At 34.5% G+C, this 14,760-nt stretch carries 18 protein-coding genes, 1 pseudogene and 1 riboswitch; of the genes and pseudogenes, 10 read left to right on the plus strand and 9 right to left on the minus strand.

Annotated features, from left to right (window positions below; all coding sequences use genetic code 11):
- Nucleotides 1-108: 108 nt before the first annotated feature.
- Nucleotides 109-213, minus strand: a riboswitch (SAM riboswitch).
- A gap of 152 nt (nucleotides 214-365) precedes the next feature.
- Together ACYFX0_RS28410 and proC are read right to left on the minus strand one after the other, a co-directional pair.
- Entirely contained in the window at nucleotides 366-1,199 is an 834-nt protein-coding gene (locus ACYFX0_RS28410) for an aldo/keto reductase (RefSeq protein ID WP_106082487.1), read from the minus strand.
- Between the two features lies 1 nt (nucleotide 1,200).
- Entirely contained in the window at nucleotides 1,201-2,004 is an 804-nt protein-coding gene (proC, locus tag ACYFX0_RS28415; protein ID WP_106082486.1) for a pyrroline-5-carboxylate reductase, read from the minus strand.
- A 116-nt stretch (nucleotides 2,005-2,120) separates the two neighbouring features.
- Here proC and ACYFX0_RS28420 point away from each other — a divergent pair, with 116 nt between their 5' ends.
- Nucleotides 2,121-2,264: a hypothetical protein gene (locus tag ACYFX0_RS28420; RefSeq protein ID WP_000237933.1), complete on the plus strand. Its 144-nt coding sequence runs from the start codon at nucleotides 2,121-2,123 to the stop codon at nucleotides 2,262-2,264.
- Between the two features lie 67 nt (nucleotides 2,265-2,331).
- On the opposite strand, the gene ACYFX0_RS28425 is transcribed toward ACYFX0_RS28420, so the two are convergent.
- The 3 genes from ACYFX0_RS28425 to modA all read right to left on the minus strand — a co-directional run bounded on the left by ACYFX0_RS28425 (nucleotide 2,332) and on the right by modA (nucleotide 4,969).
- Nucleotides 2,332-3,183: a GRP family sugar transporter gene (locus ACYFX0_RS28425; RefSeq protein WP_000353549.1), complete on the minus strand. Its 852-nt coding sequence runs from the start codon at nucleotides 3,181-3,183 to the stop codon at nucleotides 2,332-2,334.
- Nucleotides 3,184-3,482: 299 nt separating this feature from the next.
- A complete protein-coding gene (modB, locus tag ACYFX0_RS28430; protein WP_000020519.1) occupies nucleotides 3,483-4,157 on the minus strand; it encodes a molybdate ABC transporter permease subunit in 675 nt (224 codons plus the stop codon).
- Nucleotides 4,158-4,162: 5 nt separating this feature from the next.
- On the minus strand, nucleotides 4,163-4,969 hold the full coding sequence (modA, locus tag ACYFX0_RS28435; RefSeq protein WP_001032237.1) for a molybdate ABC transporter substrate-binding protein: 807 nt from the start codon (nucleotides 4,967-4,969) through the stop codon (nucleotides 4,163-4,165).
- A gap of 160 nt (nucleotides 4,970-5,129) precedes the next feature.
- Between modA and ACYFX0_RS28440 the strand changes: the two genes are divergently transcribed.
- A complete protein-coding gene (locus tag ACYFX0_RS28440) occupies nucleotides 5,130-6,050 on the plus strand; it encodes a substrate-binding domain-containing protein (RefSeq protein ID WP_142399161.1) in 921 nt (306 codons plus the stop codon).
- A gap of 65 nt (nucleotides 6,051-6,115) precedes the next feature.
- On the opposite strand, the pseudogene ACYFX0_RS28445 reads toward ACYFX0_RS28440, so the two are convergent.
- A pseudogene (locus ACYFX0_RS28445) lies at nucleotides 6,116-6,196 on the minus strand (DUF3948 family protein); the annotation flags it as partial.
- Between the two features lie 425 nt (nucleotides 6,197-6,621).
- The gene (locus ACYFX0_RS28450; protein WP_106082484.1) at nucleotides 6,622-7,488 is read right to left on the minus strand and encodes a LysR family transcriptional regulator; all 867 of its coding nucleotides are present in this window, start codon (nucleotides 7,486-7,488) and stop codon (nucleotides 6,622-6,624) included.
- Between the two features lie 127 nt (nucleotides 7,489-7,615).
- Here ACYFX0_RS28450 and ACYFX0_RS28455 point away from each other — a divergent pair, with 127 nt between their 5' ends.
- Entirely contained in the window at nucleotides 7,616-8,584 is a 969-nt protein-coding gene (locus ACYFX0_RS28455) for a DMT family transporter (protein WP_142399158.1), read from the plus strand.
- Between the two features lie 21 nt (nucleotides 8,585-8,605).
- The gene (locus tag ACYFX0_RS28460; protein WP_000894065.1) at nucleotides 8,606-8,746 is read left to right on the plus strand and encodes a YrzO family protein; all 141 of its coding nucleotides are present in this window, start codon (nucleotides 8,606-8,608) and stop codon (nucleotides 8,744-8,746) included.
- A gap of 60 nt (nucleotides 8,747-8,806) precedes the next feature.
- Here ACYFX0_RS28460 and ACYFX0_RS28465 read toward each other — a convergent pair whose 3' ends face one another.
- The gene (locus ACYFX0_RS28465) at nucleotides 8,807-8,902 is read right to left on the minus strand and encodes a DUF3948 family protein (RefSeq protein WP_001066117.1); all 96 of its coding nucleotides are present in this window, start codon (nucleotides 8,900-8,902) and stop codon (nucleotides 8,807-8,809) included.
- Between the two features lie 337 nt (nucleotides 8,903-9,239).
- On the opposite strand from ACYFX0_RS28465, the gene ACYFX0_RS28470 reads away from it, so the two are divergent.
- Nucleotides 9,240-9,845 carry a lysophospholipid acyltransferase family protein gene (locus ACYFX0_RS28470; RefSeq protein ID WP_000277778.1) on the plus strand — a complete coding sequence of 202 codons (606 nt, stop codon included), beginning with the start codon at nucleotides 9,240-9,242 and terminating at the stop codon, nucleotides 9,843-9,845.
- A 72-nt stretch (nucleotides 9,846-9,917) separates the two neighbouring features.
- Here ACYFX0_RS28470 and ACYFX0_RS28475 read toward each other — a convergent pair whose 3' ends face one another.
- Nucleotides 9,918-10,013: a DUF3948 family protein gene (locus ACYFX0_RS28475; protein ID WP_001060007.1), complete on the minus strand. Its 96-nt coding sequence runs from the start codon at nucleotides 10,011-10,013 to the stop codon at nucleotides 9,918-9,920.
- A gap of 305 nt (nucleotides 10,014-10,318) precedes the next feature.
- Here ACYFX0_RS28475 and ACYFX0_RS28480 point away from each other — a divergent pair, with 305 nt between their 5' ends.
- The 5 genes from ACYFX0_RS28480 to ACYFX0_RS28500 all read left to right on the plus strand — a co-directional run bounded on the left by ACYFX0_RS28480 (nucleotide 10,319) and on the right by ACYFX0_RS28500 (nucleotide 14,739).
- A complete protein-coding gene (locus tag ACYFX0_RS28480) occupies nucleotides 10,319-11,296 on the plus strand; it encodes a LacI family DNA-binding transcriptional regulator (RefSeq protein WP_001273903.1) in 978 nt (325 codons plus the stop codon).
- 161 nt (nucleotides 11,297-11,457) lie between these two features.
- Nucleotides 11,458-11,787, plus strand: coding sequence for a PH domain-containing protein (locus ACYFX0_RS28485; RefSeq protein ID WP_106082479.1), 330 nt, complete (start codon nucleotides 11,458-11,460; stop codon nucleotides 11,785-11,787).
- A gap of 118 nt (nucleotides 11,788-11,905) precedes the next feature.
- Nucleotides 11,906-12,742 carry a YitT family protein gene (locus tag ACYFX0_RS28490; protein ID WP_000248045.1) on the plus strand — a complete coding sequence of 279 codons (837 nt, stop codon included), beginning with the start codon at nucleotides 11,906-11,908 and terminating at the stop codon, nucleotides 12,740-12,742.
- A 138-nt stretch (nucleotides 12,743-12,880) separates the two neighbouring features.
- The gene (locus ACYFX0_RS28495) at nucleotides 12,881-13,237 is read left to right on the plus strand and encodes a YxeA family protein (RefSeq protein ID WP_000728422.1); all 357 of its coding nucleotides are present in this window, start codon (nucleotides 12,881-12,883) and stop codon (nucleotides 13,235-13,237) included.
- Nucleotides 13,238-13,974: 737 nt separating this feature from the next.
- On the plus strand, nucleotides 13,975-14,739 hold the full coding sequence (locus ACYFX0_RS28500; protein ID WP_000871104.1) for a TatD family hydrolase: 765 nt from the start codon (nucleotides 13,975-13,977) through the stop codon (nucleotides 14,737-14,739).
- The last annotated feature ends 21 nt before the right edge of the window (nucleotides 14,740-14,760 follow it).

Below are 14,760 nucleotides of genomic sequence, written 5' to 3' on the forward strand. Positions count from 1 at the left end.
GTTTGGATGACGATGAGGGAAATGAAAAATAAAAAATCCCTCTTTTCATATTGAGAAAGAGGGATTTTTACGTACAAGTTATGCACCCGTATATAAACGAAGTCCCTCATTCTATCTTTCAAGCATAAAGCTTGCAGGAAGTGGCACAGTATTCAAAATGAACCTGCTGCCGAGGTTTCAAAGGGCCAGTCCCTCCACCTCTCTTGATACAATGAGTAAACGAATAAATTTTATTAATTTTTGTGTTTCTTTGATAATTCAAAATCTTACACCTTGAACAATGAAGTGTCAACCAAATGGAGTATAGTTTAAATTTTCAGTTATATTAAATGAAAAAACCACTGCATATGGCAGTGGTTTTTCGCTTAGAAGTTAAAGTTATCTGGATCTGGACCAACGCGACGATCTTCATTTAAAGCTTGAATTGCTTTCATATCATCAGCACTTAATTCAAAGTCGAAGATGTTTGCATTTTCAATAATGCGATGTTCTTTAATTGATTTAGGGATTGTTACAACTTCGTTTTGTAAATCCCAGCGTAAAATAATTTGCGCAGTTGATTTATTATATTTTGTCGCAATTTCTTGTAACGTTGGATTATCTAGTAGTTGTCCTTGCATTAATGGTGACCAAGCTTCAAGCTGGATATTATGTTCTTTACAGAAAGCGTGTAACTCTTCTTGTGCTAAACGTGGGTGGTATTCCACTTGGTTGACCATTGGCTTAATTTCAGCAATTTCAAATACGTCTTGTAAGTGGTGAATGTGGAAATTACTCACACCGATAGCGCGAACACGGCCATCTTTATAAAGCTTTTCTAATGCTTTCCATGATTCGTTATATTTCCCTTTTACAGGCCAATGTACTAAATATAAATCTAAATATTCTAGACCTAATTTCTCTAATGTAGTTTCAAATGCTTGAAGTGTTGTTTCATATCCTTGATCGCTATTCCATACTTTTGAGGTAATAAATAATTCTTCACGTGAAACACCGGATTCACGAATCGCTTGTCCAACGCCTTCTTCATTTTGATAGATTGCTGCAGTATCGATGCTGCGGTAGCCATTTTTAATTGCTGCTTTTACAGAATCAATTACTTCTGAACCATCTTCTACTTTAAAAACACCTAAACCAAACCAAGGCATTTTTACACCGTTATGTAATGTTGTATAGTCCTTTAAACTTGTTAAAGTCATATTATTTCCCCCTAGCTTTTTTGTTTGTTGCTTCTACTGCTTTTTGAATTGCCTCTGAAAAATTATATTCGTATAAAGTTTTGAGACCCTCAGCTGTGGAACCACCTGGCGTTGTTACTTGTTCGCGGAGGTTAGCTGGATCTTGCGTTTGTTCGAGCATAGAAGCAGAGCCAGAAATCATTTGAATGACAAGATGTTTTGCGGTTTCTTCATCGACTCCATAACTTTTTGTTGCTTCAATTAAGCTTTCAGCAAAGTAATAAAGGAAGGCTGGTGCACTTCCAGTAACTGCAGTAAGCTGATGAACTTCTTCCTCAGTACAAAGTTGCGAAGTACCAATACCTCTTAAAAGCAGTTGCAGGGTTTCTTGATGCATCTCGGTTACTGATTGTCCCATTGTATATAAGGAGATAGACTTTCCAATTTCAGCAGCTGTATTAGGCATAATCCAAGCAACAGGCGTGCCTTTTGGGAGTCTAGCTTCTAAATAAGATGGTCCAACGCCAGCTGCTACTGTTACGACAAGTTGATTTGATATTAACGGAGATAGCTCAGCTAATAACTCTTCATGAGCAGAAGGTGGCATTGCTAAAACAACCGTATCGACAGATGTAACATGCTGCTTCCAATCTGTTGCAGTAGACACATTATATCGATGTTGTAACTGTTTTAGTTTTTCTGCGTTGCTTCGGTTAGAGACGATAATTTCTTCGATGTACTCTTTGCTTGTTTTAAGTAATCCGGAAAATATAGCTTCGGCCATACGACCGGCACCAATAAATAAAATTCGATGTTTAGTTAGCATATCCTTTATTCCTTTCTAGTAGAGATATGTTATAAAAACGATATCATCTTTAAGAGAATTTTGTAAAAAGAAAAGACTTACCGTAGATGGAATGGATAATGAGAAGGCGGAAATTCATGGTAAAGGAAAGGGCTATTACTTATACTGGTTTCTACGTCATACTAATATTAGCTGTTATTAATCTCTTTATATGTGTAGCTGGTTTGCTAGAGTGGAAGAGCAATTATAAGGGGCAAGAACATACAAATAATTATATCTAGAAAATAATTAGAATGGAAAAACCCCTGAAGCATATATGCTTCAGGGGTTTACTAATAGAATATAAGATTATGCTTTTGTCATACCAAGTAATACAGCACCGCCGATAATTAAAACACTGCCTAGTGCAATAAAGATCAATTGACGTTTTGTTTTCTTTTCACCTAAGAAGACAATTGCACCGAATGTTGAGATAACGATTCCAGTTTGAGATAATGGGAAGCTTGTTGCTACTCCGACACGTGGTAATGAAAGAAGTAAGAATAAGTTTCCCGTTCCCCATAGTAAACCGGATAAAGCATTACGAATTGCATATTTGTTAAATGGTTTATGTTTAGACGTCAGTACAACCGCACCAACAAACATACCAACTGCTTGTGGTAAAATAGCAGACCAACCATCGATATTATACCAACGAATAATAATTACATATACAAGATAGCCGAAAGTAGAAACAATTAAAGTAAGAAGTCCTTTTTTCAATTGTCCTGGTGGCTGAGCATTTTCTTTATCATCTAGTGATGTGAATACAACACCAACTACGATTAATAGGATTGCAATCGTTCCCAGAACAATTGTTGTCGTAGTAGTCCATTCACGGAAAGCGATAACCCCAAAGATAGAAGTTGCAACAAGTTGCATACCAGTAGAAATTGTTACGGTAGTTGAAACACCTAGTTTTTCAACTGTTTTTAATTGGTTTACTTGTCCTAAAGCCCAGAATAAACCTGAAATAAAACCAACAATTAAGACTGTCATTGTTAAAGCTGGTTGAGTAAATACATACATAATTGTTGCGAAGAATAGAGCACCGATTGTCATACCTACCGTTTGGCTATATGCACCACCGCCCATTTTTACGCTTACTAATAAGATGTTTCCCCATGCAATTGCAGGAAGAAGCGCTAATAAAATGTCCATTACAAGACTCCCTTCGGTTTCCTATACCAATATAATTACATATCGTTCTAACGATCGGTAATGCCCCACTAATAGAGTAGAAGATTACCGATCGCTAAAACAGGATGAAGAATTCACGATATAAATGCGTTTTCATTTCTTCATTTTTTGAAACACCTCCATATAATAACAGGAAATTGCCTATTTTAGAAAGTGAATTCAAATAAAATGTATATTTCAATAAGAGGTAAAATTCAGTTATTTCCCAACGACTTATTTATTTCCTAAGAAATAAATAAGCAGCTTCCAAAAAAGCTGCTTTAAAGGTTAGTAATTCTTTTGTTAATAAGCTGAATACATAGCAGAAATAGGAGTGACATACTAATAGTGATAACCACAAGTGTCCAGGCGAGTTGCATATTACTTGCGTCAATGGCCATGTAAATTGCAGTTGGGATTGTCTGTGTTTTACCAGGAATGTTCCCGGCAAACATGAGTGTAGCACCAAACTCACCGAGCGCGCGGACAAAGCTCAAAATCATCCCGCTTAGTAATGCAGGAAATGCGAGCGGAAGTGTAACGTGCAGAAAAACTTGATATTCACTTGCGCCAAGGTCACGAGCACTTTCTTCAATTTGTACATTTGCGATAGAAAATCCCGTTTTCGCTGATTGGTACATAAGCGGAAATGCAACAACTGTAGAAGCGATGATCGCAGCGGTAGATGTGAACATAATAGACTGCTGAAATAATGATTCAACCCACCTTCCGATCGGGCTGTTGTTTCCAAAGATGATAATGAGAAAGAAGCCGATAACAGTTGGTGGAAGTACCATTGGTAATAAAAATATGGTTTCTAATAGTACTTTATATCGCCATGAGGAGCGAGCTAGTGCTCGCCCGACAATCGTCCCTAAAATTGTAACGAGAATAGTGGCACACGCAGCTACTCTTAAAGATAGAAAGACAGGCGATATAATAGCATCAATGCTCATAGTAATTACGACAGGACTGTAAATCCATATTTCTTAAAGATAGATTGTGCATCTTTTGACTGCAAATACTCATAAAATGAAGTCGCCTCTTTCTTATGTTTAGATTCCTTTATAACACCTAAAGGATAGTGGATTGGCTCATGAGAAGTAGCTGCTGCTGTTTCACCAATCTTTACTTTATCTGAAATGAGAGCATCTGTTTTGTATACGATACCAGCATCGATATTCCCTGTTTCTACATATGTTAACACTTGGCGAACATCTTTTGTAAATACGACTTTATTTTGAACATCATTCCAAAGGTTTTCGTGTGTTAGAGAAGCCTTTGCATATTTTCCAGCAGGTACAGATTCAGGTGTACCAAGTGCAATTTTTTTGATTTTCTCATCTTTTAAATCTTGAAATTTTGTAAGAGAACTATCTTTAGGGATGACTAGAACTAGTTCATTTCCAAGAAGATTTTTCCCTTCTTTTTCATTAATGAATCCTTTCTTTACAAGGGTTTGGAATTTATCTTCTGCTGCAGAGAAGAATAAATCAGCAGGTGCACCTTGTTCAATTTGTTGTTGAAGTGCTCCAGAAGCACCGAAGTTAAAAGAAAGTTTGATATTTGGCTCTTTTTCTTTATATTGTTTTTCAATTTCTTTTAATGCATCTTGTAAGCTTGCAGCAGCTGAGATAGTCAGTTCAACTGTTTTATCTTCTTTAGCAGCTGACTTTGTATTCTTTTCCCCACTTGTACAAGCAGCACTAAATATAAGAAGGAAAGAAAGTATAAGTGCCCCAATAGAACGTAATGTAAATTTATTCATAAAAAAATCCCCTTTCGTTTTGATATAACTAATTATAACTAAGTATAACTAAATATAACTAGTTATAATTGAATATAATTTGAACATATATCTATTTTTAAAAAATAGGAGAAATATTCTTTTCTTTGTTACAATGAAAGGAGAAAGTGAGGAATCGTCTATGGATCATCATTCCTACACAACGGAAGAAGTAGCAAAGCGATTAAAGGTATCAAAATTAACTGTATACGACTTAATTAAAAAAGGAGAACTTCCTTCTTATAGAGTTGGTAGACAGATGCGCATTGATGCAGTGGATTTAGATCAATATATAAAACAAATGAAAACAGGAAAGGTACAAGTTACTCCTGTGAAAAACGATGGTAGTAGTATCTTGAACATGTGTATTATTAGTGGTCAAGAACTAACGTTAGATATGTTAGCTAAACGTATAGAAAATCGTTTGCCAAGTTCTAATGTTTTAAGAGCGTATCAAGGTAGCTTAACAAGTTTAGTGAAAATGTATCAAGGAGAAGGAAGTATCGTTAGTTTGCATTTGTTTGATGGTGAAACGGGTACATATAATGTTCCTTACGTAAAACGCATTTTAGTAGGTCAACCATGTATTATGATTAATTTATTGTCCAGAAATGTAGGGTTTTATGTCCAAAAAGGAAATCCGAAGAAAATAAAGACATGGGCTGACATATCCGGATCCACTATAAAGTTTGTAAATCGAGAAAAGGGTTCTGGTATTAGAGTGTTAGTGGATGAACAATTACGAATCCAAAAATTAAATAAATCCGATATTAGTGGATATGAATGGGAAGAATCGAATCATCTTGGTGTTGCCACGCAAGTTGCAAATGGAAAAGCTGATGTAGGAGTAGGTTCAGAAAAGTTTTCGCAAATTGTAAATGTGGACTTTATTCCAATCATGAAAGAACAGTATGATTTAGTAATTTTGAAGAATAAAGAAAATGAAGAGCTGGTTGAAGTCGTGAAAGATATTCTGCAATCGGAAGGATTTTATAATGAATTAAATGCGATTGGCGGATATGATATTAAGAAAACAGGTCAAATTATATATGAAACAAACTAAAAAGCTGCTTGTCTATAAGACGAACAGCTTTTTCTATATATAAAGGGGTTTGGGGAAACAAAGTATTAAATAAGACCTTGAGCAAGTGTGTAAATGAAAGCTGTAAGAAGAGTAGCTCCACTTGCAAGTCCGATAAAATGAAACTTTAATCAGTGAGGGCGGGGTATCCCTCGCTGATTATTAGTTGAACCAATCGGGCTTTTACGGGCAGTTGATCCTAAACCTAACTTCTTTGATTTCGCTGAATTTTGAAGTGGGAGTCTTACTGCCCGTTAATGCGGGGTAAAGTCTTATTTTTTGAAAGTAATGTTGTTCATTATAATCTCTCCTTATTTGTTTAATGTAGTTGCAACAGCTTTTGCATCGATAAGTGCGGATAGCACCATGCCCATTGTATGTAAAAATTTATTTGATTTCATATTGTTCATCATGCGTATCCGCTCCTTTTCGAATTGTTGTTGCCCTGCTTATGTCTTAATTATAGGAAATATGTCCACTTGCAACTATCGAATTAGCTTACGAAAGACTTACACTTTTGTAAGAAAAAAAGACATTCATGTAAGAATGTCTTTCACAGCATATTAATATGATGATGTTCTTCAATTGTTTTTAAAAAACTACGCATTGAATTCGTCATATAGCTATCTTTGCGGCGTATGAAAACCGTTGAAATACTGCCGTATTTTTCAGGGATTGCATGACAATGTACCTTACCTGCTTTAGAAAGATGATGGACAGCAGACTGTGGTACGAGTGTAATTCCGAGGCCAAGTGCAACGCTGTTTAATATTGTCTCTAATATATTGAATTCCATAATTCTTTTTGGTAGCAAACCTTCGTCTTTCAGCCATCGTTCTAATTTGGAACGGTATCCACATCCTTGGTTAAAAACGAGTAGAGGTGTTGTTGTAAATTCTTCTATATGAAAGGCTTTATTTTGTGTTATAAGCATTAATTTCTCTGTACTAACATCGTATTGTTCGATGAGTGGATGTTTAATAGGACCTGATATAAAGGCGCCATCTAATTGATGATCAAGTACTTCTCTAATTAATTCTTCTGTTAGACCCGCTTGTAATGATAAATCGACATTCGGATAGCTTTTATAGTAAGAAGATAAAATGGTAGGTAATGTACTTACTGTTTCTACTGTACCGATTTTTAATATACCGGAGGGTGTTTCACTATCTAAAAATACTTGTTTTAGTTCGTCGACATCTTGCAAAATTTTATTAACATAAACGAGCATTTTTCTTCCTTCAGCTGTTAAAGTCATCCCTCGTTTATGGCGGTAAAAGAGCGGGGTTTTTAATTCGTTTTCTAGTTGTTTAATACGTGCAGTTACATTTGATTGTACATAATTTAATTCCTTTGCTGCGTTACTTACACTACCCTGGTCGGCAACGCTTTTAAAGATTTGTAAGTCTCTTAATTCCATTTTGTAATCCCCCTTGATGTTAACTATCATTATAAATGATAGTTAACATCATTTTGAATCATTTTACGTGATATATTTTTTCTTTTACAATTCTCTTTGTGCAAATAGAAAGAAACGGGGGATTGCGGTGAGAAGAGGTCAAATGATAATAGGGGCTTTAGCGTGTTTAATTGCGAGTATGTCATGGGGAGCGATGTTTCCAGTTGCTGATCATGCGCTAGAATACATAGATCCATTTTATTTTTCGCTTATTCGTTATGGAGCAGTGGCGATAATGCTGATTGTATTGTTGTTAATGAAAGAAGGAAAACAGGCATTTCGTTTAGAGGGAAGAGGAAAGTTACTCGTCTTTTTTGGAACGATGGCATTTACAGTATATAATGTCCTCATATTTTTAGGGCAAATGTTAATGGGTAAGTCGGGTGTAATGGTAGCTTCCATTATGGAATCACTTATGCCGATGATTTCTATTTGTATTTTATGGGGATATAAGCATATAAAACCGAAGAAGTATATGATAACGAGTATGGTTATTGCTTTTGTAGGAGCTGTGTTTGTTATTACAAAAGGTGACATAAGTTTCTTTGTAACATTGAAAGATAATATGTTCCCATTAGCATTTATATTTATTGGTGTTGTAGGCTGGGTTATTTATACGATGGGTGGTCAAACGTGTAGTGATTGGTCAACATTACGTTATTCTACGTTGACGTGTGTATTCGGTACGACTGTTACAGGGATTATAACTGTAATCATTACATCGTTTGGTTACGTATCGGTTCCGAGTATGGGAACGATTTCTATCGTGAAATATGATTTATTGTTTATGATGACGTTACCAGGTATCGTAGCGTTACTTGCTTGGAACTATGGTGTGAAAATTTTATCGTCCATTAATGGGATTTTATTTATTAATTTTGTACCAATTACGACTTTAGTTATTATGATGATGCAAGGGTATCAGATTACAATGTTTGATATTATAGGGACTGTACTTGTTATTGCAGCACTTATTCGCAATAACGTTTGCCAGAGAAAAGAAGAAAATATAAATAAGAGAGTTTTACAAGAAGAACAATTACGTCAAGCTGTTTAATAGGCAAATGGAGGATTTCACATGTTAGAAAGTTTATTGTTTTTCTTCGCCGTCGGAGTTGCCTGTGAGCTTGCAGCAATTAATCGAAATGGTCGTAAAAAGATAAAACAACAAGCTGAGCTGATACAGCTTTTAAAAGAGTTGAAAGAAAGAAAAAATTAAAAAGACGACCGGGCATAGACGGTCGTCTTTTTCTATATAAAGGGGAAAGGGGACACAAAGTTATACAAGCGTAGCAGCGTAAATGAAAGCAGTAAGAAGAAGAGAGCCGCTAGCTAATCCTAAAAAATCTAATTTGTTAAAAGTACTGTTATTCATAATACATTCTCCTTACTTGTTTAATGTAGAAGAAACAGCTTTTGCATCGAAAAGAGCTGATAATACCATGCCCAATGTATTTAAGAGATTGTTCGTTTTCATTTTGTTCATCATATTAATCCACTTCTTTTCGAATAATTGTTGCCCTGTTTCTGACTTAATTGTATGAAATATAGTAAGAAGTAACTATCGAATTAGCTTACAAGAAAATTACACTTTTGTAAGAATTGAAATTTAACAATTCATACTTAATTTTATTACCAACTCCTAAAACTTAGTGTTATAATCGTTATAAGAATATGATTATACTTCGGATGTTTAGAAAGGAACGAAACAAATGTATAAACCAATTACATTTTTGTTGAAATATATATTTAAAACAGCTGGAAAAGTAGAAGTACAAGGAAGAGAAAAGCTACCAGAAGGTGGACCGTATGTTGTTGCATGTACACATACAAGTTTTATGGATGTATTAATGTTAGCTACAGGGATGTATCCAACTCAAATTCATTACATGGCCAAAAAAGAATTATTTGAAGGGAAATTCAAAAATTGGTTCTTTAAAAATGTAAATGCATTCCCTGTAGATCGTGCGAACCCAGGACCAAGTACACTTAAAATTCCATCACGTTTATTAAAAGAAGGAAAGGTAGTAGGGATTTTTCCGAGTGGAACGAGATCAGCGGAAGATGTTTCATTAAAAGCGGGTGCTGTGACAATTGCGATGCGTTCTAATGTTCCGTTAGTACCAGCAGCTTATGTTGGTCCATCAAGTGTAAAAGAATTAATAAAGGGGAAAAAGGCACAATTGATTTTTGGAGATCCAATTCAAATTGAGGCTGGAGAACAAATAGATCGAAAAACCGCTATGAAAATGATGACAGATCAATTAAATGAGAAGTTTGAGGAGTTAAAAGAAGCTTTGCAATCAAATCAAAAATAAGAAAAGACGACCGGGCATAGACGGTCGTCTTTTCTATTACTATTTATAATAAAGGGGAAAGGGGACACAAAGTTATACAAGCGTAGCAGCGTAAATAAAAGCAGTAAGAAGAAGCGAGCCACTAGCTAGTCCTAAAAAATCTAATTTGTTAAAAGTGATGTTATTCATAATACATTCTCCTTACTTGTTTAATGTAGAAGCAACAGCTTTTGCGTCGATAAGAGCGGAAAATACCATGCCCATTGTATGTAAGAAATTGTTTTTTTTCATTTTGTTCATCATATTAATCCGCTCCTTTTCGAATAGTTGTTACCCTGTTTCTGACTCAATTGTATGAAATGTTGCGGAAAGTCACTATCGAATTAGCTTACAGAAAAATTACACTTTTGTAAGAGAAACGAATGAAGGTGTAATGATAAGAAGATTTGACATATGTTCATGAGATTCATTAAGTTAAAGGTAGAGGTGAGTGTATGGCTAATATTAAAGATATTGCAAAGATGGCGGGAGTTTCAGTTACGACTGTTTCGAGAGTGTTGAATGATCACCCATATGTAAGTGAAGAAAAAAGAAAAGCGGTTATAGAGATAGTTGAGAAATTGAATTACTCGCAAAACGCAAATGCTGTTCATTTATCAAAAGGAAAAACGAATATTGTTGGTGTGATTTTACCGTATATTAATCATCCGTGTTTTGATGCGATGGTGAGCGGAATGATGGAGACTGCGTTAGCGCATAATTACAGGGTGCTACTTTGCCAAACGAATTATAATAAAAAAGAAGAAATGAAAAGTTTACATATGTTAAAAACAAAACAATTGGATGGTCTTATTATTTGTTCACGTGCAAATGATTGGGAAACGATAGAACCGTATGCTTCTTACGGCGCAATAATTGCTTGTGAAGACAATGATATTTCAAACATCTCAAGTGTATATACGAATCATTCAGCGGCCTTTCAATTAGGAATGGATTATTTGATTGAGAAAGGTTATAAAAAAATTGGTTATTGTACGGGAAGAAAATTAGGGCCGAGTAGTCAAAAGCGTTTTGATGTTTATAAACAGCAATTGCAATCTATAGACGAAGAGGTTAATGAAGAATGGATTTTTACAGAATGTTTTACACTAGAAGATGGTGTAAAAGTGGCTCATAAGTTAAAAGAGATGCAGGATCTTCCTGAAGCATTAATAGTAGCAGGTGATGAAGTTGCGATTGGGGTTATGACAGAGGTTGAAAAATTAGGGATTCAAGTTCCTGAGGATTTAGCGATTATTGGCTTTGATAATCAACCTATCTCGCAAGTGTTACAATTGACAACTATTGATCAAAATTTAAAGGAGATAGGGAAAACTGCTTTTGAAATGTTGCATAGAAAAGTGAATGACGAAAGTTCTGAACAAGAAAAGCTGGAAATTCCATACGAACTTGTGGAACGCTCTACAGTTTAATCTTAATCCGTTATGTGTATAATCGCATAACGGATTATTTTTTTGGAATATCTTTGACAGGAAACGCGTTTCATACTTTATAAAGGAGTTAAACCGGTCTGTAATAATCCATGGATTCTTTTCAAGTGTTAATGCAGTGAATAGAATTTGGAGGAATATGCATGAATGAACTTTTATCGAGTATGAAAAAGTATGTAGATGATGATGAAAAGATTTTGGCTTTTGTGGTAGGGATATTTGAGAAGGATAATTTTATATTATCGTATCAACATGGGGTTTTTGTTGCCACTACTAGACGTCTCCTTTTTCACGGGAAATTTCCGTACTATTCTTCAACATTTAAAGAGTATTCATATTTGCATATAGATAGCATAGATTTTCATCCGTATTTTGAATTTACTTGTAATCATGAAACCATTCGCGCTAAGTATATTCAGAAAGGGAATGTGGAGCAATTTGTTCGTGCAGTTAGAGCAAATATGAATAATTAATCACCCCTCTGTTTAAACATAATATTTCAATTTTTAAGAGGGAAAATGCGGAATAAAAACCACTTCTAAACCTCTAGGAGATAGTGATACAATGTCAAATGGGGGGAGGGTATGAACTATGGTTAATCAACGTATAAAGGAAATAACACTAATTACAATTGGTTCATTATTATTCGCAATTGGTATTAATTACTTTGCAATTCCAAACCGTTTATCGGAAGGTGGAATTATTGGTTTAACGGTTGTTACGTACTACTTATTTGATTGGTCACCAGGAATTGTGAACTTTGCTATAAATGCAATTTTACTAGCTGTTGGTTATAAATTTTTTGATAAGAAAACAATGATTTATACAATTTTAGGGATTGTAGAAACATCTTTGTTTTTATACGTTACAGAACATATTGAATATCATGTAAATAGTGATACATTATTAGCAGCTTTATTTGCTGGCTTATTTGTTGGTATTGGATTAGGCTGTATGTTCAAAGCCGGAGGTACATCGGGAGGATCAGCAATCTTAGCTCAGTTAGCAAATCAATATTTAGGTTGGAGCGTAGGTAAAGGCGTACTAATTATTGATATTGTTGTAATTGCTGGTTCTGTATTTATAATAGGGCAAGAAAAGGCAATGTATACACTTGTAGCTGTGTTCATCGGAGCGAAGGTGATTGATTTCATTGTAGAAGGAATGGATACAAAAACGGCTGTTACGATTATTTCGAATCAACCAGATTTAATTCGTGAGGCTATTACGAAAAATATGACACGCGGTGTTACTGTATTAGAAGGGCGCGGCGGATATACTGGTAAAAATAAAGAAGTTTTATATGTTGTTATTAATAAACAAGAGCTTGTTAAGTTAAAACAAGTTATTAGCCGGGTAGATGAAGATGCTTTCGTTGTTATACATGATGTACGTGATGTACTTGGCGGTGGCTTTAAAGCAAGCTAAAAGGTGAACGAGTAAATTCGTTCCCCTTTTTTAATTCTTACAAAAATGTAAGTGTAATGTAATGAGATTCAATAGTAGATTTTATTCCCCCTTTTTAAAATGGATGTATATATATCCTGCAGAGGAGGAATGTTTATTATGAAGAAAAAAATGATCACTACTATAATAGCGATGATAGTAATAGTAGTAATGTTACTGCCTACGAAACTTGGACCGGTTATCGATAAATATAATCCATTTTATAAGACGAAAGAATACTATACGGTTGTGAATACAATTGGTCAGCATATTGGTGATGAGTGGTATGAATATGAATTTATTGCATTCGATGAACGTGGTAGAGAGCAGAAAATAAAGAAAACGGTTAAGCATATGTTAAAGAGAGATGAAGCATTAAAGGTTTTTGCAAAAGGACGTTACGGTGAATCGATTGAAGAGATTGAGGTTGCAAATATTCCTATAAATGCGAAGAGCAAACTTTTAACGATGAGATAGTAAAATATACCCCCAGCTATTTTTTGTCGAAAATAAAAATACTGGGTAAGGGTATTTTTGAGATTAATAAAAAAGCCTTAGTACATATAGACTAAGGCTTTTTTATTATATAAAGGGGAAGGGGGTACATTGTAGTAGCATAGGTGAAAGGTATAAGAAGAGTAGCTACTAGCAATGTAATTTGGTTATGTGAGTGTTCTTCTTATTTGGCTTACTTTCTAACGTTATTGTACGAAATATAAGTAAGGGGAACTATCGAATTACATTACACATAACTTACAAACATGTAAGCCTTCTGTAATGTAATTCGATAGTTAAAAGATAGTAATTTTCATATAGTATAACTAGAAAGTCTCAATGTATTACTTTCTGTTTGTAATGAAGAATGAAAAACCAACTAATTTTTAATAATCCTCATCTGAATAAAGATGAGGATCCTTTTTTAAACCTTACAACATTGTAAGGTTTACGTAAGTTAATTCGATAGTAAATTTGTCATATTTTTTGCATAATAGATACAGATAGAAAAATAATTAGGGATCTAGTAAGAAGGGAGAAAAATGGGATGCGTAAAGAAGAAGTAGTGAAGTTACCAATTAAAGATTTCTGTAGCTACTTTACTGTTGCCGTAGTGTGTATTGGATTATTTGATATCATAACAAACTTAATTGTTAAATAATATAGATGCTAAAACAAGAAAGGAAGTCCTTTCTTGTTTTTTTTATGGGGGCATAAAGATGAAATGGATTGATAGTCATATACATGTTGATCAATATAAGGATGAAGAGAAGAGCAGATTACTAAAAGAGGTGGAAAATAGTAATGAAATAAAGGGGCTTATTGCAGTATCTATAAATTATCACTCTTGTAAGGAAACGTTATCTTTAGCGAAGAAGTATCCTTTTATATATCCAGCGATAGGGTTTCATCCAGAGCAACAGATTCATAAAGAGGAGTGTGAACAGATTTATCAACTTATTGAACAGAACGCAGAGGGAATTGTTGCGATTGGTGAAGTAGGTTTGCCCTATTATTTGAGAAAAGAAGATGAAAGAATTGCTGCAGATCCATACATAGCTGTATTGAAAAAATTTATAGAACTAGCTAGTAAGTATAATTTGCCGATTGTATTACACGCAGTTTATGAAGATGCTGACATTGTATGTGATTTGCTAGAGAAATATAAAGTTTCACGTGCACACTTCCATTGGTTTAAAGGAAGCGATGAAACAATGAAACGGATGATGAGAAATGGTTATTATATTTCGATTACACCGGATGTTTTACATAAGGAGAAGATTAGAGAAATCGTTTCGTATTATCCGCTTGAATATATGATGGTAGAAACAGATGGACCGTGGGAATTTCAAGAGGATGTTATAACGCACCCAAGAATGATTCGAGAGGTATTAAAGGAAATTAGTTCTATAAAAAACATATCCATTGATAAGGTCGCAGAAACAATATATGAAAATACAAGTCGATTTTATTTGAAAGGATAGGAGAATTATAGTTTTAATCAT

The sequence above is a fragment of the Bacillus sp. NEAU-Y102 genome, from assembly GCF_054788175.1.